General features: G+C 66.1%; 14 protein-coding genes. 4 read left to right on the top strand and 10 right to left on the bottom strand.

Annotation, left to right across the window (positions count from 1 at the left end):
• Both BRAO375_RS14550 and BRAO375_RS14545 read right to left on the bottom strand, forming a co-directional pair.
• The coding region (locus tag BRAO375_RS14550) for a pectate lyase-like adhesive domain-containing protein (protein WP_349545983.1) at positions 1–551 on the bottom strand (551 nt) is incomplete at its 3' end.
• Positions 552–942: 391 nt separating this feature from the next.
• A complete protein-coding gene (locus tag BRAO375_RS14545) occupies positions 943–1965 on the bottom strand; it encodes a methionine synthase (protein ID WP_009028232.1) in 1023 nt (340 codons plus the stop codon).
• Between the two features lie 144 nt (positions 1966–2109).
• Here BRAO375_RS14545 and BRAO375_RS14540 point away from each other — a divergent pair, with 144 nt between their 5' ends.
• The 3 genes from BRAO375_RS14540 to BRAO375_RS14530 all read left to right on the top strand — a co-directional run bounded on the left by BRAO375_RS14540 (position 2110) and on the right by BRAO375_RS14530 (position 4622).
• The gene (locus BRAO375_RS14540) at positions 2110–2814 is read left to right on the top strand and encodes a glutathione binding-like protein (protein WP_009028231.1); all 705 of its coding nucleotides are present in this window, start codon (positions 2110–2112) and stop codon (positions 2812–2814) included.
• Positions 2815–3042: 228 nt separating this feature from the next.
• Entirely contained in the window at positions 3043–3645 is a 603-nt protein-coding gene (locus BRAO375_RS14535; RefSeq protein ID WP_009028230.1) for a 2-hydroxychromene-2-carboxylate isomerase, read from the top strand.
• Entirely contained in the window at positions 3645–4622 is a 978-nt protein-coding gene (locus BRAO375_RS14530) for an NADPH:quinone oxidoreductase family protein (protein WP_009028229.1), read from the top strand. Before BRAO375_RS14535 ends, BRAO375_RS14530 begins: the two co-directional genes overlap by 1 nt.
• A gap of 165 nt (positions 4623–4787) precedes the next feature.
• Here the strand turns inward: BRAO375_RS14530 and BRAO375_RS14525 are convergent, their stop codons facing one another.
• From BRAO375_RS14525 to BRAO375_RS14490, 8 genes are all read right to left on the bottom strand, one after another.
• Positions 4788–5678 carry a crotonase/enoyl-CoA hydratase family protein gene (locus BRAO375_RS14525; RefSeq protein ID WP_009028228.1) on the bottom strand — a complete coding sequence of 297 codons (891 nt, stop codon included), beginning with the start codon at positions 5676–5678 and terminating at the stop codon, positions 4788–4790.
• A 413-nt stretch (positions 5679–6091) separates the two neighbouring features.
• A complete protein-coding gene (locus BRAO375_RS14520; RefSeq protein ID WP_009028227.1) occupies positions 6092–7510 on the bottom strand; it encodes an amidase in 1419 nt (472 codons plus the stop codon).
• 66 nt (positions 7511–7576) lie between these two features.
• Entirely contained in the window at positions 7577–8740 is a 1164-nt protein-coding gene (locus tag BRAO375_RS14515) for a M20 aminoacylase family protein (protein ID WP_009028226.1), read from the bottom strand.
• A gap of 21 nt (positions 8741–8761) precedes the next feature.
• Positions 8762–10261, bottom strand: a complete 1500-nt coding sequence (locus BRAO375_RS14510; RefSeq protein ID WP_009028225.1) for a M81 family metallopeptidase — start codon at positions 10259–10261, stop codon at positions 8762–8764.
• A 295-nt stretch (positions 10262–10556) separates the two neighbouring features.
• Positions 10557–12203 (bottom strand): ABC transporter ATP-binding protein, encoded by a 1647-nt coding sequence (locus BRAO375_RS14505; protein WP_009028224.1) that lies wholly within the window; start codon positions 12201–12203, stop codon positions 10557–10559.
• Between the two features lie 111 nt (positions 12204–12314).
• A complete protein-coding gene (locus tag BRAO375_RS14500; RefSeq protein WP_009028223.1) occupies positions 12315–13205 on the bottom strand; it encodes an ABC transporter permease in 891 nt (296 codons plus the stop codon).
• A gap of 11 nt (positions 13206–13216) precedes the next feature.
• Positions 13217–14158, bottom strand: a complete 942-nt coding sequence (locus BRAO375_RS14495) for an ABC transporter permease (RefSeq protein ID WP_009028222.1) — start codon at positions 14156–14158, stop codon at positions 13217–13219.
• Between the two features lie 410 nt (positions 14159–14568).
• Entirely contained in the window at positions 14569–15699 is a 1131-nt protein-coding gene (locus tag BRAO375_RS14490) for a M20/M25/M40 family metallo-hydrolase (protein WP_009028221.1), read from the bottom strand.
• Positions 15700–15972: 273 nt separating this feature from the next.
• Between BRAO375_RS14490 and BRAO375_RS14485 the strand changes: the two genes are divergently transcribed.
• The coding region (locus BRAO375_RS14485) for an ABC transporter substrate-binding protein (protein WP_035640329.1) at positions 15973–17084 on the top strand (1112 nt) is incomplete at its 3' end.

Here is a 17084-nt window from a genome sequence, read left to right as displayed (position 1 = left end):
TCGCCGCCATTGCCGGCGGGGGCGGTATTCTGGGCGCTGCCGCCAGCGCCGCCATTGCCGCCGGTCGCGGTGGTGCCGGTGAAAGTCACTCCGGCCAGCGTGACATTGGCGCCGCCGAGCACAAGCAGGCCCCCGCCGGCACCGAGGCCGCCAGCGCCGCCGCCGCCAGCGCCATAGGACAGGCTGCTGTTGTAGTAGCCGGCCTGGCCGTTGGTGCCGTTGCCGCCGATCGCGGCGGTGTTGGTGATCGCCAGATTCGAGATGTTGACGGTCGGCCCGTTGGCGCCATTGACGACGATGCCCTGAAAGGTCGAAGAGCCGTCGATGATCTGGCCGTTGCCGGTGATGTTCACCGTGACGTTGGCATTGGCGGCCTGCAGCTGCGCCAGCGAACTCGACAGGGTGAAGCCGCTGGTGAAGTTGATGCTGACGGTCGAGTTGGCGCCGGCGGCTGCGACGGCCGCGACGGCCGTATTCCAGTCGGCCTGGTTGGCGACGTCGATTGCCAGCGCCTGCGTGCTGAGCATCGTGCCGGCAAGGAGGAGCGACATGGCCAGCCAATGCCGCGGCTTTGCCTTGCGCGCAGCAGGCGTCGTTCTCGCAAAGCAAGCCATCTCATTCCCCAGCAATGAAGGCAGACGTCAGATCCGAATTGATTTCGGTGGCAAAGAATTCACGCGAAACGTGTAGTTCCCGAGATGAAATGTCGGGACACACCTTGTCAAGAACAGCAAAGACACACTGCATCGCGAATGCTGCAGAGTTGGTATTTAACTACCAATGCGCGGGTCGATCTGTGGACCGGCAGCGTCCTGCTGAGCTGGGCTAACGGGCCCTGGGGTGCATAGCGCGAGCTGCGACGCTCGACGGCTCACGCAAGCGCTTCCCCTTGGGGACGCGCGGGCCGGCGATTGGCGGCCGCCAATCGCCGGATGAGGCGATTTACGCGAACCTTTGCCGCGCGAGCTTCGCGCCGGTGCCGAGCGCCATCAGCTTGGCCTCTGCGACCTCGCGCCGCATCGGGGCCATGCCGCAGTTCGTGGTGGCGATGATGTTCTCCTTCGGCACAACCTTCATGACGTCCTCGAGCGTCTTGCAGACGTCCTCGGCGGTCTCGATCGCGTCGCTGGCGACGTCGATGACGCCGGCCTGCACGATCTTGTTCTTGAGCAGGCCGAGCAGCTCGATCGGCACCTTTGAATTGCGGCATTCGACCGCGACCTGCTGGATGCTGCTGGCGTCGATGACCGGGAAGGTCTCCTCGTATTGCCGCCACTCGCTGCCGAGCGTCTCCTTCCAGTCGGTGTTGGCCTTGATGCCGTAGCCGTAGCAGATGTGGACGGCGGTCGGGCAGGTGAGACCCTCGGCCGCGCGCTCCAGTGCCTTGATGCCCCAGTCGCGCACCTCGTCCATGTAGACGTTGAAGGCGGGCTCGTCGAACTGGATCATGTCGATGCCGTCGTCGTGCAGCGCCTTGGCTTCCTGGTTCAACAACTCGGCGAAGGCGAACGCCATCTTGACGCGGTCGCCGTAGTAGTTGTCGGCGATGGTGTCGATGATCGTCATCGGCCCGGGCAGCGTGAACTTCAGTGCGCGTGTCGTGTGCGTGCGCGCGATCCGCGCCTCGTCGCCATGGACGCGGCCCTTCAGCGACAGCGGCGCCACGACCTGCGGCACCATCGCCTTGTAGCGATCCTTGCGGATGCCCATCTCGACCTTGTGCGCGAAGTCGATGCCCTCGACGCGCTCCAGGAAACCGTGCACGAAATGCTGCCGCGACTGCTCGCCCTCCGTGAGGATGTCGATGCCGGAATCCTCCTGCAGCTTCAGCGCCAGGATGGTGGCATCGCGCTTGGCGCGGGCGAGCTCGTCGCCCTTCGACTTCCACGGCGCCCACAGCACGTTCGGCTCGGCCAGCCATTCCGGCTTGGGCAGCGATCCTGCGATGGTCGATGGAAACAGCATGGTCGAACTCCGTCGGCATAGGGGCGGTCAGGCTTGAGCGCCTGTCTGCCATGGCTTAACTGTCAGGTACAGAAAGAACCAAGGCCGGCGCGCGTTCCGCAGCGCGGCATAATGGTCCAGAATGGGGAAGGACTTGGAAGAGGCATGATCGACCTCCATTACGCGCCGACGCCGAACGGCTGGAAGATCTCGATCATGCTCGAGGAACTCGGGCTGCCTTATACCGTCATTCCCGTCGACATCCGCGCCGGCGAGCAGTTCAAGCCGGAGTTTCTGGCGATCAGCCCGAACAACCGCATTCCGGCGATCGTCGACCACGCGCCGGCGGACCGCGGCGAGCCGTTCCCGGTGTTCGAGACCGGCGCCATCCTGATCTACCTCGCCGACAAGACCGGACGTTTTCTGCCGCAGGACGTTCGCGGGCGCTCTCGTGTGATCCAATGGGTGATGTGGCAGATGGCCGGGCTCGGGCCGATGATGGGGCAGCACGGCCATTTCGCGCTGTACGCGGCCGAGAAGATTCCGTACGCGATCCAGCGCTACCGCGACGAGGTCGCGAGGTTGTTCCACGTGCTCGATGTGCAGCTCGGCAAGACCGGTGCCTACGTCGCCGGCGACGACTACACGATCGCCGACATTGCCTGCTTCCCGTGGATGATGACGCACAAGGCGCAGGGCTTTTCGCTCGAGGACTATCCCAACATCAAGCGCTGGTACGCGACATTGCGCGCGCGGCCGAAGCTGCAGGCGGGGCTCGCGATCGGCAAGTTCGTCAAGGAGCCGTTCAACGACGAGATCCGCCACGTGATGTTCGGCGCCCGTGCGAAGGAGATGACGGGGAGATCGTGAGTGAGCTCCACGGCGTCGCGAGGGGAGTGGTGCCAGACTGTCCAGACTGTGCCTCGTAGCCCCTGGATTGCTTCGTCGCTTCGCTCCTCGCAATGACGGAGAGAGAGTGAGATGCCAGCTCCCTCCGCCGTCATTGCGAGCGCAGCGAAGCAATCCAGAGGCCGCACGAATAGTCTGAATGAATCGGCACTCTCGATGACAAATTCATAGAGACCTTGAGGACACACGATGATCGAATTCTTCTTCGACTGCTCCAGCCCCTGGACCTATCTCGCCTTCCACAACATCCAGCCCCTGGCAAAGGAGTTCGGCGTCGACATCGTCTGGCGGCCGATCCTTGTCGGCGGCATCTTCAACACGATCAACCCCAGTGTCTATGCGCAGCGCGAGAAGCCGGTGCCGGCCAAGGCGGCCTACATGCTGAAGGACCTCGCCGACTGGTCGCGCTCGGCCGGACTGAAGATCAAGATGCCGCCGTCGGTGTTTCCGGTGAACAGCGTCAAGGCGATGCGCGGCTGCATCTGGCTGGGGCAGGACATGGTGCCGTTCGCGCGCGCCGTGTTCGAGATCTATTGGGGCGAGGACCAGGACATTTCGCAGGATGCGGTGCTCACCGAAGTGTGCAGGCGCGTCGGCATCGATCCCAAGGCGTTGTTCGACGGCATCGCGCAGCAGGGCATCAAGGATCAGCTCCGCATCAACACCGAGGAGGTCGTCAAGCGCGGCGGCTTCGGCTCGCCGACGATCTTCGTTGATGTCAATGACATGTATTTCGGCAACGACCGGCTGCCGTTGATCCGCGAGGCGCTGGCGAAGCGGAAGGCGGCCTGATGCCGCGCGCGATCGTCTGCCGCGAGCTCGGGTCGCCGGAGAAGCTCGGGCTCGAAGAGCTGCCGTCGCGTCCCCTCGGCGACACCGAGGTGCGGGTGAAGATCCGCGCCGCCGGCATCAATTTTCCGGATATTCTGATGGCCGCGGGCGAGTATCAGCTCAAGCCGGAGCTGCCGTTCACGCCGGGCGTCGAGGCGGCCGGTGACGTGGTCGAGATCGGGCCAGGGGTGGCGGATCGCGCCGTCGGCGACAAGGTGATCGTGCGGATGCGCTTCGGTGCCTATGCCGAGGAGGCGGTGGTCGCGGCCGGCCAGCTCACGCCGCTGCCGGCGCCCTTCGACTATGCGGAGGGCGCGACCTATCTTGCCGGCCACGGCACCGCGCATCATGCGCTGGTCGATCGCGGCCAGCTCAAGCCCGGTGAGACGCTGCTGGTGCATGGTGCCGGCGGCGGCGTCGGCCTTGCGGCGGTGGAGCTTGGCAAGCTGCTTGGCGCCACGGTGATCGCTGCGGCGTCATCGGAGGAGAAGCTCGCGGTCGCCCGCGCCCGCGGCGCCGATCATCTCGTGTTGTATGCGCGCGAGCCGTTCCGCGACGCCGTCAAACGCATCACCGACGGCCGCGGCGTCGACGTGGTGTTCGATCCGGTTGGCGGCGAGGTGTTCGAGAACAGCGTGCGCTGCATCGCCTGGGGCGCGCGGCTGCTCGTCATCGGCTTCACCGGCGGCATTGGCCTGGCGCGCACCAACCTGATCCTGATGAAGGGCGCCAGCGTGCTCGGCGTCCGCGCCGGAGAGGCGGTTCGCAAGGATCCCGCGCTCGGCGAGCGGCGGATGGCTGCGCTGCTCGAGTTCGCCGAGCAGGGCAAGCTGCGCCCCAACGTGTCGCATCGCGTGCCATTCGAGGATTATGCAGCAGCGATGCGTCTGCTGATCGATCGCAAGGCGATCGGTCGGGTCGCGCTGGTGATGGAGTGAAGCCACACCCACGGTGTCGTCCCGGCCTTGAGCCGGGACCCATACCGCGTGATCCGTCTCGTGGCACCCTGAGCGTCGTTCTTCGCCAAACCCAAGACGGTGGCTATGGGTCCCGGCTCAAGGCCGGGACGACAGCGGAATATGTCGCGCGAGCGCGGGCAACAACTACTTATACTCCCGCTCGTCCCACCATGGGAAATAGTCCGGCATGTCAGCCGTCACCGTGTTCTTGAACTGCGCCGGACGCTTCTGCAGGAACGACACCACGCCTTCCTTGACGTCATCCGAGCGTCCGCGCGCGTAGATGCCGCGGCTGTCGACCTTGTGCGCCTCCATCGGATCGTCGGCGCCCATCATGCGCCACATCATCTGGCGGATCAGCGCGACCGACACCGGCGCGGTCTTGTCTGCGATCTCGCGGGCCAGCGCACGCGCTGTCGGCAGCAGCTCGTCCGGCGGCACCACCTTGCTGACGAGGCGGCCGGCGAGCGCCTCCTGCGCCGGGAACACGCGGCCGGTGTAGCACCATTCCAGCGCCTGCGAGATGCCGACGATGCGCGGCAGGAACCAGCTCGACGCCGCTTCCGGCACGATGCCGCGCTGGGAGAACACGAAGCCGAACCGCGCCGCCTCCGAGGCGATGCGGATGTCCATCGCGAGCTGCATGGTGACGCCGATGCCGACGGCGGGACCGTTGACCGCGGCAATGACGGGTTTCAGCGATTTGAAGATCCGCAACGTCACCTGGCCGCCGCCGTCGCGGACCTGCGGATCGGAATAGTCGACGCTGCCATCGGCATGCCGCTTCACCGGCCCGCGCTTGGCATCGCGGTCGAACGTGTCGGCGCCGGACGAGAGGTCCGCGCCTGCGCAGAACGCGCGGCCCGACCCGGTGACGATGATAGCCCTGACGCCGTCATCCTTGTCGGCGCGGTCGAAGGCGTCGATCAGCTCCTCCATCATCGTGCCGGTGAAAGCGTTCAGCTTCTCCGGACGGTTCAAGGTGATGGTGAGGATCTTGTCGGCGACGTCGTAGAGGATTGTCTGGTAGGCCATGAGCGTTTCCTGATGTTGTTGTCGTGGCGTTTGTTAGTTGGTTGCTCGTGCCACAATCTCCGCCGTCATTCCGGGATGCGCCCTCTTGGGCGCAGGCCCGAAATCCATAACCACGATCGAGAGTATGGATTCCGGGCTCGTGGTTCGCACGCCCCGGAATGACGACGAGTAAGGTCAGCGGTGGTGATACAATAGTTCGGTACGAGGCGCCGTCAAATCGTGACGGCATTCCGCAGGGCGGGCAAAAGCACCGCGCTAGGCATGGCCCTCCCAGCACGCGACGCAGCGGCGATGTCGCACACGCTCTCTCCGCGTCATTGCGAGCGAAGCGAAGCAATCCAGGGCCGTGGGCGGGACCTTGGATTGCTTCGCTTCGCTCGCAATGACGGAGGAGGGAGTGCGTGTGCCACGCCTCACGAGGGCGCCTTCGGCCACGGCCGCTGCTCGCCGCGCAAGCCTTCGAACGTCTTGGCCATTCCCAAGACGCCGACGTCGTCGAAGCGGCGGCCGACGATTTGCAGGCCGATCGGGAAGCCGTCGGCGTCGTAGCCGGCGTTGACGGAGATTGCCGGGTTCTCCGACATGTTCCACGGCACGGTGTAGGTGATGTGCTCGAACGGTGCTTGGGGATCGTTGACCGGCGAGGCGAACTCGGCCGGGAATTTCACGCTGGGCGAGACCGGCGAGATGATGTAGTCGTAGTCGCAGAACAGCTTTGCGGCGGCCGCGCGCAGCGCCATCGTGACGTTGAAGCCCCTGACGACCTCGACGCCGGAGAGCGCAGCGCCGCGCTCGGCCCATTGCAGGATGTAGGGCAGGGTTTTCGCGCGCACCTCCGGTGCAAGCCGGACCAGATCGTCCCACAGCCGCGCGCGCCAGAAATTGTCGAGGCCGTCGAGCATCTCGCGGGTAAGGAAGCCCTTGACCTCGGTGATGACAGCGCCAGCCTCCTCGAACGCTTTCGCGGCGGCCAGCGTCGTCGCGCGCACCGGTTCCTCGAGCGCCTGGCCGACACCGCCGAGATCGAGCATCAGGCCGATGCGCAGCTTGCGTACCGGCTTCTCCGCCACCTTCCAGTGCAGATCCGACGGCGGCAGGCTGGTGCCGTCGCGGCGGTCGGGCTTGGACAGCACGCTCATCATGAGCGCGGCATCGTCGACGATGCGCGTCATGGGACCTGCGACGCGGCCAACATAGGGCGGATCGATCGGCACACGGCCGAAGCTTGGCTTCAACCCGACGAGGCCGCACCACGAGGCCGGCAGCCGGATCGAGCCGCCGATGTCGGTGCCGACATGCAGTGGACCATAGCCCGCTGCGGCCGCAGCACCGGCGCCGGCGCTGGATCCGCCGGGGTTCATACGCAGATCCCAGGGATTGCGCGTCAGCGGGTGGAAGCTCGACAGGCCCGACGACAGCATGCCGTAGTCAGGCATCGTGGTCTTGGCGAAGATGATCGCGCCGGCTTCGCGCAGCCGCGCCACGGGCGGCGCGTCGGCCGCGAGCGGCGTGCGGGTGACGCTGGCGGCGCCGAGCGGCATCGGCTGGCCTTTGGTGGCGATGTTGTCCTTCACCGTCGCCGGCACGCCGTCGAGGCTGCCGACCGGCTCATCCTTCGCCCAGCGCTCCGTCGAAGCCCTGGCCGCGGCGCGCGCGGCGTCGACGTCGAGCAGGTACAGCGCCTTGATCTCGGGCTCCCACACCGCGACGTGCGCCAGCAAATCGTCCATCACCTCGGATGGCGAGAACTGGCGCGCGCGATAGCCGGCGATCAGGTCGACAGCCGAGAGATCATGCAGCGAGGTGACGTCGTCAGAAGCGGGCTTGTGCATGCTGGTCCTCCGTCGCCGAAGTTCGTCTCGAATGGCCGCCCGCTCATTGAGGTATGTCAGGCGGCTCTATGCGGCCGCCAAGCGAGTCTCGATGATGCGGGCGAACATGCTGGCGCCGATCGGCAGGATCTTGTCGTCGAGCACGTAGCCGGGATTGTGCACCGGCACCGAGCCGTCATGGCCGACCCAGAAATAGGCGCCCGGGATGGTCTGCAGCATGTCGGCGAAATCCTCGCTGCCCATCTTCGGCGTCGAGCGCGTCAGCACCTTCGACGGCTCGACCACGGTGCGCGCGACCTCTTCGACGACCTTGGACTGCTCCTCCTGGTTCACCAGGACGCTGAACGTGTCGCGAATGTCGACGTCGATCTCGCAATTGAACGCGGCCGCCATGCCGGCGCAGATCGCGCGCATGCGCTCGCGCACCAGCGCGCGGACGTTGTCGGAGAACGCGCGCACGGTGCCGCACAGCCAGGCATCGCCCGGAATCACGTTGTAGGCCGAGCCGGCATGGATCTGAGTGATCGAGACCACGGCGGCCTGCAGCGGCTCGACGTTGCGGCTGACGATGGTCTGGATCGCCTGCGCGACGCTGGTGGCGATCACCACCGCGTCCTTCGAGCGCTCGGGCATCGCGCCATGGGCGCCGTAGCCGGAGATGCGGATGTCGAAGAAGTCGGCGCCGGCCATTGCGGGGCCGGGAAGGATCGCGATCTCGCCATGCTCCAGGTCCGGCGCATTGTGCAGGCCGTAGAGCTCGTCGCAGGGGAACTTCTGGAACAGGCCGTCCTTGATCATCGCGCGCGCGCCGCCGAGACCTTCCTCGGCCGGCTGGAAGATGAAATGCACGGTGCCGTCGAAATTGCGCGTCTCGGCCAGATAGCGCGCGGTGCCGAGCAGCATCGTGGTGTGGCCGTCATGACCGCAGCCGTGGAAGCGGCCGGGAATGGTCGAGCGCCAGGGGAGGTTGGTGTTCTCCTCCATCGGCAGCGCGTCCATGTCCGCGCGCAGGCCGATTGTCTTGGTGCCGGCACCCTTGCCCTTGAGCACGCCGATCACGCCGGTTCCGCCGAGGCCGCGATGCACCTCGATGCCCCATTGCGCGAGCTTCTCGGCGACGATGCCGGAGGTGCGCGTCTCCTCGAAGCCGATCTCGGGATGCGCGTGCAAATCGCGGCGGATGGCGGTGAGCTCGTCGGCGTAACCTTGGATGCGGTCGATCGTGGGCATGGGTGCGTTTCCTGGAGAGGTTCAAGCTTTAAAGGCCGGACCGTTAGGGCGAAGGCGGATGCCCGGACGCAAGCGCGCCCAGGGCAGGGTGGAGGGATCGGCGGGCATCGCGCCGGGGGCAGCGCAGATCAGAAGCTGTTCGGCGATCGGCTCGAAGTCGGCGCGGAAATGCACCGAGCTCTTGTTGACGAGGATCGCCTGCTCGGTCGGCTCGATGCCGACGAAGCGGTACATCTCCTGGTCGGCGAGCTGGGACTTGTGCGAGGCCACGACCACGCGGACATCGCCGATGCGCAAGCAGGCCGACGGGCCCATCTCCATCTTGCGACCGCCATAGAACGGGCCGGGCGCTGTGAAGCGGCCATCCGAAATTGTCTCGACGATGAAGCTCTCCTCGAACGGCGCGTCGCCGGGAATGCCGCTCTTGCCGCCGAGCGACAGCGTGACGGTCGCGCCTTCACCGGCGGCGTGCGCGGCGAGCGCGGCCTGCGGATCGTAGATCATGCCGATGGCGGCGCGGCTGGCGCGGTTGCGCACCAGCGCGCGCAGCATGCCGGTGGTGTCGGAATCGCCGCCGGCGCCGGGATTGTCCTGGGTGTCGGCGATCACGATCGGCCGCGTCGCATTCTTCGCCAGCGTCATCGCATGGCGCACGCCCTCATCGGGCGTGTAGATGCGGCCGTCGAAATCGTTCTCGTGGCCGGTGACGATCGCGGCAATCGCATCCGCGGCGGCGTCCGCGTCGGTCTGCGTGCGGCCATAGGCGAACACGCTCGGGCCGCAATGTACGAAGTCAGCGGCGGGGAAGCCCGGCGCGAAGGACAGCGTCGGGACGGCCTCGCTCTGCATCGCGGCGAGCTTTTCGTAGATGCCTTTGGTCGGCTGGTCGTTGGTGCACTGCCAGCTGATCGGGATCAGGAACGGCAGCTGGCGGAACGCCTTCGCCAGCGGCTGCTTCGTGCGCAGCAGCAGCGCGAGATGCTCGGCGCAGGCGCGGCCGGTGTCGGCCATGTCGGTATGCGGGTATTTGCGATAGGCGATCAGCGCGTCGGCATGCGCGATCATCTCCGGCGTGACGTTGGCGTGCAGGTCGAGGCTCGCGACCAGCGGTACGTCCTGGCCGATGGCCTTGCGGACGCGTGCCAGGATCTCGCCTTCGCCATCGTCGAGATGCTCGGTCACCATCGCGCCGTGCAGGTCGAGATAGACGCCGTCGAGCGGGAGGGCCTGCCTAATGCGGTCGACCATCACCGTGGTGATGCGCTCGAACGCCTCCTTGGTGACATGCGCCGACGGACTTGCCGCGCAGGCGATGCTGGGAACGATGTCCCAGCCGTTCGCTTCGGCAACCGCGATGAACCCGGCCTGGCCCGCATTGATGCCGCGCATCGTCGTCATCACGCTTGCAGCGTCAGCGATGGACGCCCGGCCGCCGCCATGCATGAAGTCGTCGTAATCCGCTTTCGTCGGCGCGAAGGTGTTGGTCTCGTGCAGGAAGCCGCCGATCGCGACGCGCGTCATCACTTCGCCTCAGGTCGTGAGATGGAGTGGCGACGTTAGACTGTGCCCCGCGGCCCGCGCAAGCGAAGGAGCGATGCCGTTTTGCATGCGGGCCACGATGGCGGCGCGCCGATCTGACCCAGCTATTTCCGCGCGTCATTCCGGGGCATCGCGCAGCGATGAGCCCGGAATCCATAACCACGAGCAGCGTTGCGAAGCACGCGCGTCGACCATCCGGCATCCCTCCACCCGCCTGTGGGTATGATTCCGGGCTCGTGCTGCGCACGCCCCGGAATGACGGCGGTGGGTGGCGCTGCTACGCCACCGCCTCCGACACCGGGCGGAAGTTCGCAAAATCCCAGTTCCGGCCCGGAGCGGCTTCGAGCAGGGACTTGGTGTAGGCTTCCTTCGGGTGGGTCAGGATCTCGCCGGCCGGACCCTGCTCGACGATGCGGCCCTTCTGCATCACGACGACCTCGTCGCAGATCTGGGCGGCGACGCGCAAATCATGCGTGATGAACAGGATGGCGATGCCGAGCCGGCGCTGGATCTCATCGAGCAGCTCCAGCACCTGGGCCTGCACGGAGACGTCGAGCGCGGAGACCGCTTCGTCGGCGACCAGCACGTCAGGATCGAGCGCAAGCGCACGTGCAATCGCGATGCGCTGGCGCTGGCCGCCGGAGAACTGGTGCGGATAGCGCGAGATCGCGTCCGCCGGCAGGCCGACCAGCTCGAGCAGCTCGCGCGCCCGCGCCATCGCCTCGTCGTGCGGCGTGCCGTAGTTGACCGGGCCTTCGGCAATGCTCTCGCCGACGGTCAGCCGCGGATTGAGCGAGCGGTAGGGATCCTGGAAGACGATCTGGATGCGCTTGCGGTGCGGCTGCAGCAGGCGGCGGGTCAGGATCGAGATCTCGTGGCCCGCGAGGCGGACGCCGCCGGAAGTCGGATCGATCAGGCGGACGATGCAGCGCGCGACGGTCGACTTGCCCGAGCCGCTCTCGCCGACGATGCCGAGGGTGCGGCCCTTGCGCAGCGTGATCGTGACGTTCTGCGCGGCGACGACCTCGCGCGCTTTGCCGATGAAGGAGCGCTCGCGATAGACCTTGCCAAGGTCGTTGGTCTCCAGCACCACCGGTTCGGTGCTGTCGGGTCGCGGCGGCCGGGGAATGAGGCTCGGCACCGAGGCGAGCAGATTGCGCGTGTAGTCCATCTCGGGTGCGCGCAGGATCTTGTCGAGCCCGCCGGTCTCGACCAGGCGGCCCTGCCGCATGACCGCGACGCGGTCCGCGATCTCGGCGACGACGCCCATGTCATGGGTGATGAACAGCACCGCGGTGCCGTGATCGCGCTGCAGCTCGCGGATCAAGGAGAGGATCTGCTTCTGCGTCGTGACGTCGAGCGCGGTGGTCGGCTCGTCGGCGATCAGCAGCTTCGGCTCGAGCACCAGCGCCATCGCGATCATGATGCGCTGGCGCTGACCGCCGGACAGGCGGTGCGGGTAGGAGCCGAAGATGCGCTCGACGTCGGGCAGGTGGACCTGCTGCATCATGTCGAGGATCCGCTTGCGCCGCGCCCGCGCATCGAGCGACGTATGCGCGCGCAGCACCTCGTCGATCTGGCGGCCGACCGGCACGACCGGGTTGAGCGCCGTCATCGGCTCCTGGAAGATCATCGCCATCTTGGTGGCGCGCAGCTCGCGCAGGCGACGATCGCTCGCGGTGAGCAGCTCTTCGCCGACCAGCTTGACGCTGCCGCCGACCGGATGCAGCGCGTTCTTCGGCAGCAGCCCCATGGTGGTCAGCGAGGTCACCGACTTGCCGGAGCCGCTCTCGCCGACGACGCACAGCGTCTCGCCTTTCTCGACCTTGATCGAGACGCCGTCGATGATGCGCGGGCCGTTCGGGTTCTTCGTCTTGCCGACGGTGACGACGAGATTGTCGATGTCGAGGATGGTATCGGTCATGCGTTCATTTCTCCACCGTCATTGCGAGGAGCGAAGCGACGAAGCAATCCAGAGCTCCGGGTGCGGCCCCTGGATCGCGTCGCTTCGCTCGCGATGACGAAATAATCATTTTCACTTGCCGGCCTCGCGCTGCTTCATGCGCGGATCGAGCGCGTCGCGGGCGGCGTCGCCGATCAGGTTGATCGAGAGGATCGCAATCGACAGCAGGAGGCCCGGCCAGAAGATCAGCGACGGCTTGATCTGGAAGTAGGACCGGCCCTCGGCCATGATGTTGCCCCAGGTCGGCGTCTCCGGGCTGATGCCGGCGCCGAGGAACGACAGGATGGCCTCGGTGAGAATCGCGGCGGCGCAGATGTAGGTGCCCTGGACGATCAGCGGCGCGATCGTGTTCGGCATCAAATGGCGCCACATGATCTTCGGCATCGACGTGCCCAAGGAAATCGCGGCCTCGACATACGGCTCCTCGCGCGCGGTCAGCACGACCGAGCGGACGAGGCGGGCAACACGGGGAATCTCGACGATGGTGATCGCGATCATGACGGTGCCGACGCTGGCGCCGGACAGCGACACCACGGCGATCGCCAGCAGGATGCTCGGGATCGCCATCAGGCCGTCCATCACGCGCATCATGATGGCGTCGACCCAGCGGAAGAAGCCGGAGACGAGGCCGATGACGAGGCCGATCGCGATCGAGATGACCGCGGCGCCGACGCCGACCAGCAGCGAGATGCGGCCGCCGTAGATGGTGCGCGACAACAGGTCGCGGCCATAGGCATCGGTGCCGAGCAGGAATTGCGCGCTCGCCGGCTTGAGCCGCTGCGCCGGCGCCAGCAGCACCGGATCGTGTGGCGCCAGCAGCGGCGCGAGAATCGAGACGATCACGATCAGCGACAGGCACACGGTGGCCACCGCGATGATCGGGGTCGAGGTGAGGAAGCCGAACCGGGGCCCCAGTCGCGTGGTGACCGGAATCGACGGCTCAGGAGTGGTAACGATCGCCATCGGATGCGGCCTCAGTAGCGGATACGTGGATCGAGGATGGTGTAGGCGAGGTCGATCAGGAGATTGACCGCGAGGTAGATGAACGAGGTCAGCAGGATCATGCCCTGGATGACCGGATAGTCGCGCGCCAGCACCGCGTCGACCGTCAGTCGTCCGATGCCGGGCAGGTTGAACACGCTCTCGGTGACGACGACGCCGGAGATCAGCAGCGCGAAACCGGAGCCGATCACGGTGATGACCGGGACGGCGGCATTGCGCAGCGCGTGGCGCAGCAGCACCGCCACCTCGCTGACGCCCTTGGCGCGTGCGGTGCGCACGAAATCCTCGCCGAGCACGTCGAGCATGGCGGCGCGCGTCATGCGCGCGATCAGCGCAACGTAGATGAAGGACAGCGCGCAGGTCGGCAGGATGATGCGCTCGAAGAACGGCCCGAAGCCGACGCTGATGCTGCGGAAGCCCTGCACGGGCACCCAGCGCAGGTTGATCGCGAACAGCTGGATCAGGATGTAGCCGATCACGAACACCGGCACCGAGAAGCCGAGCACCGAGAGCGCCATCACGAAGCGGTCGATCCAGGTGCCGTGCTTCCACGCAGCGATCACGCCGAGCGGCACCGCGACCAGGATCGACAGGATGATGGTCGAGAGCGCCACCGAGATCGACGGCTCGATGCGCTGGCCGATCATCTGCAGCACCGGCACCTTGGAGATCAGCGACACGCCGAGATCGCCGTGCAAGAGCTGATTGATCCAGGTGAAGAACTGGATGTAGAGCGGCTCGTTCAAGCCGAGCGTGGTGCGGATGCGCTCGAGCTGCTCGGGCGTCGCGTTGTCGCCGGCGAGAATCGCGGCAGGATCGCCGGGCGTCAGTCGCAGCAGCAGGAAGACGAACAGCGCCACCACGCCCATCACCGGGATGGATGCGAGGATGCGGCGAAGCAGATAACCGATCATCTTGAGAGAACCGTGGTCATGGTGCGGGGACGACGCGCTTGGCGTCGAGAGTGAGTCTGCATGTCACCGATGGTCATTGCTTTCAAGATCTCCGGTGTTCGCCCGTCTGCGCATGCACGCGGATGACACGGGATTCGTGATCAGCGCGATCCATCGCAATTGCGAACAATGTCGCGGCACTTTGCGGCGAACGTTCGCGCGAAACTTTGCAAGCCGCATGCCATCATGCGCGCGGGGCGAGGTGAATGTCCACTTGCTCGGTGCGGTCCCGGAAAATGAAACCGTGCTGCTGCGCAGCAGGCGGTGCGTAGCCCGGGAGAGCGAAGCACCCCCGGGGTCTCGCACGCGGCGGCGATGACCCCGCATGCCGCTGCGCTCATGCGGGCTGCGAGGTCACATCGGAGGCGGCCCTATGCCAGCGTCGCCAGCAGCGCGGCCATCAGGCGGCCGCGTTCAGCCAGGCTGTCGACCTCGATGTACTCGTTCAAAGTGTGCATGTCGGCGCCGCGCACACCGAGGCCGTCGAGCGTCGGGATACCGAGCGCGCCGGTAAAGTTGCCGTCGGAGCCGCCGCCTGCCGAGCCGTGGGGCAGGGACATGCCGAGTTGCTCGGCGATTCCCCGCGCCGTCTCGTACAGCGCCATGGTTCCGGAATCCGGCTCCCACACCGGCCGGGTCACGCCGCGGGTGACCTTGAAGGCGACGTCGTCGGTCGTGCCCGACAGCGCCAGCATGCGCTCGACGCCGTGGTCGAGGTCGGCCTGGCGCTTGGCCATGCTGAGCGCCTCGCCGGTGCAGGTCGTGGCGACGCAATTGACCCATTGGCCGCCATGCACGATGCCGACCGAGAAGGTGCAATCCTCCGTGGTCATCGCGTCGATGGCGAGGATCTGCCGCGCCATTTCCCGGATGGCGGAACGGCCGGCGGCGAGGCGGGCGCCGGCATGGCTGGGACGCCCGGTGGCTTCGAGATCGAAGCGCGCGATCGCATAGCGGCCGGTCACCACGCCGTTATCGGGACGGCCGGGCTCCGGCACCAGCACGTATTTGTTGCGCCGGGCCTCGGCCTCGATGATGTCGCGGGTCGAGGGTGTGCCGACCTCCTCGTCCGGCGTGAACAGCACCGTGATGGGCAGCGGCGTCGCGATCGACGCCTTCATCAGCTGCCGGATCGCCTCGAGCGAGAGATAATTGCCGCCCTTCATGTCGCAGATGCCGGGCCCATGACATCTGCCGCCGTCGCGGCGCCACGGCAGCTTGGCCAGTGTTCCAACCGGATGAACCGTATCCATGTGGCCGGCGATCAGGATGCCTGGCTCGCCCTGTCGCGGATGCGGGAAGCGGGCGCGCACGCAGCCCGCGAATCCCTGTCGTCCGGCGATGCGCTCGATCGTCGCACCCATGATCGCCATGTCGCGCGCGGCGAGGTCGAGCATGCGCTCCACGGCGGCGGCGTCCCAGGTCGGACTCTCGCACTCCACCCAGCCGCGCAGGCCCTGCAGCATGGCTTCGGTCTCAAAGGGAAGTTGGGCTGGATTCATGTGGGCTCTCTTCAAGGTCTCGTCGTGATCCGGCGCTACGAGACGACAGTTGCGTGCACGTTGTAAAGCGAAAGCTATGAAGACGTTAACGCCATGAAGAGCGGAGAGGGGCATGCACTGAATGCGGATTGACGCCAAAGGCATGCTCTGCAAGTGTCGAAAGCTCGCGACTTACAGCGTGTTAGTTCGCACAAGGATTGACCCGCACGCACAACGAATGACCTGAGTCTGATCAGTTTCAGGTCAACCCATCGCTTCTAGGAGACTGCTGTAATGTTCCACATTTCGCGCCGGAAAGGTCTGGCGCTCGCCACGAGCCTCGCCGCTGCCATGCTTTCGCTCTCGACGGCGGTGAGCACACAGGCCCTGGCCGCCGGCAAGAAGACCATCACGGCGGTGATGCATTCGGACCTGCGCGTGATCGATCCTGGATTCACGACGGCCTACATCACCCGCGACCATGGCTACATGGTCTACGACACGCTGCTGGCGACCGATTCAAGTTTCAAGGTCCAGCCGCAGATGGCGGATTGGAAGGTCTCCGACGACAAGCTGACCTACACCTTCACCTTGCGTGACGGCCTGAAGTGGCACGACGGCGCGCCGGTGACGGCGGAAGACTGCGTCGCCTCGCTGAAGCGCTGGGGCCGCAATGACGGCATGGGCCAGAAGCTGATGGACTTCACGGCAAGTCTGGAGGCGCCGGATGCCAAGACGATCGTGCTCAAGCTGAAGGAGCCCTACGGCCTCGTGCTGGAGTCGATCGCCAAGCCCTCGTCGCTGGTGCCGTTCATGATGCCCAAGCGCCTCGCCGAGACGCCGCAGGGCCAGCAGATCCCGGAGCAGATCGGCTCGGGTCCGTTCAAGTTCGTCAAGGCGGAATTCCAGCCGGGCGTGAAGGCGGTGTACGAGAAGAACACCGACTACGTGCCGCGCAAGGAGCCGGCGAGCTGGACCTCGGGCGGCAAGGTGGTGAAGGTCGATCGCGTCGAGTGGATCACGATGCCCGACGCACAGACCGCGGTCAACGCGCTGCAGTCCGGCGACATCGACTTCATGGAGAACCTTCCCTACGACATGCTGTCGGTGCTGGAAGCGAGCCCTGAGCTCAAGATCGATGTGCTCAACAAGTTCGGCTACCAGACGCTCGGCCGCATGAACTTCCTGCATCCGCCGTTCGACAACGTGAAGGTGCGCCGCGCGGCGTTCCTGGCGCTGAACCAGAAGGACGTGCTCGACGCGCTGGTCGGAAACCCCAAGTATCAGAAGATCTGCGGCGCTGTGTTCGTGTGCGGCACTCCGCTGGAGACCGATGTCGGCGCCGAGACCTTGATCAAGGGCAACGGCATGGCGGAGGCCAAGAAGGCGCTCGCCGAGTCCGGCTA

Source organism: Bradyrhizobium sp. ORS 375 (genome assembly GCF_000239775.1).
Classification (GTDB): domain Bacteria; phylum Pseudomonadota; class Alphaproteobacteria; order Rhizobiales; family Xanthobacteraceae; genus Bradyrhizobium.
The sequence above is the reverse complement of the archived record's forward strand: the minus strand, read 5'-3'. Positions and strand labels throughout refer to the sequence as shown.

Bases quoted from the DNA above. Each gene is read 5' to 3' on its own strand.
- BRAO375_RS14505 (WP_009028224.1), bottom strand. From the start codon at position 12,203: ATGACCGATACCATCCTCGACATCGACAATCTCGTCGTCACCGTCGGC.
- BRAO375_RS14500 (WP_009028223.1), bottom strand. From the start codon at position 13,205: ATGGCGATCGTTACCACTCCTGAGCCGTCGATTCCGGTCACCACGCGA.
- BRAO375_RS14510 (WP_009028225.1), bottom strand. From the start codon at position 10,261: ATGACGCGCGTCGCGATCGGCGGCTTCCTGCACGAGACCAACACCTTC.
- BRAO375_RS14540 (WP_009028231.1), top strand. From the start codon at position 2,110: ATGATCGACCTCCATTACGCGCCGACGCCGAACGGCTGGAAGATCTCG.
- BRAO375_RS14515 (WP_009028226.1), bottom strand. From the start codon at position 8,740: ATGCCCACGATCGACCGCATCCAAGGTTACGCCGACGAGCTCACCGCC.
- BRAO375_RS14530 (WP_009028229.1), top strand. From the start codon at position 3,645: ATGCCGCGCGCGATCGTCTGCCGCGAGCTCGGGTCGCCGGAGAAGCTC.
- BRAO375_RS14495 (WP_009028222.1), bottom strand. From the start codon at position 14,158: ATGATCGGTTATCTGCTTCGCCGCATCCTCGCATCCATCCCGGTGATG.
- BRAO375_RS14490 (WP_009028221.1), bottom strand. From the start codon at position 15,699: ATGAATCCAGCCCAACTTCCCTTTGAGACCGAAGCCATGCTGCAGGGC.
- BRAO375_RS14545 (WP_009028232.1), bottom strand. From the start codon at position 1,965: ATGCTGTTTCCATCGACCATCGCAGGATCGCTGCCCAAGCCGGAATGG.
- BRAO375_RS14520 (WP_009028227.1), bottom strand. From the start codon at position 7,510: ATGCACAAGCCCGCTTCTGACGACGTCACCTCGCTGCATGATCTCTCG.
- BRAO375_RS14525 (WP_009028228.1), bottom strand. From the start codon at position 5,678: ATGGCCTACCAGACAATCCTCTACGACGTCGCCGACAAGATCCTCACC.
- BRAO375_RS14535 (WP_009028230.1), top strand. From the start codon at position 3,043: ATGATCGAATTCTTCTTCGACTGCTCCAGCCCCTGGACCTATCTCGCC.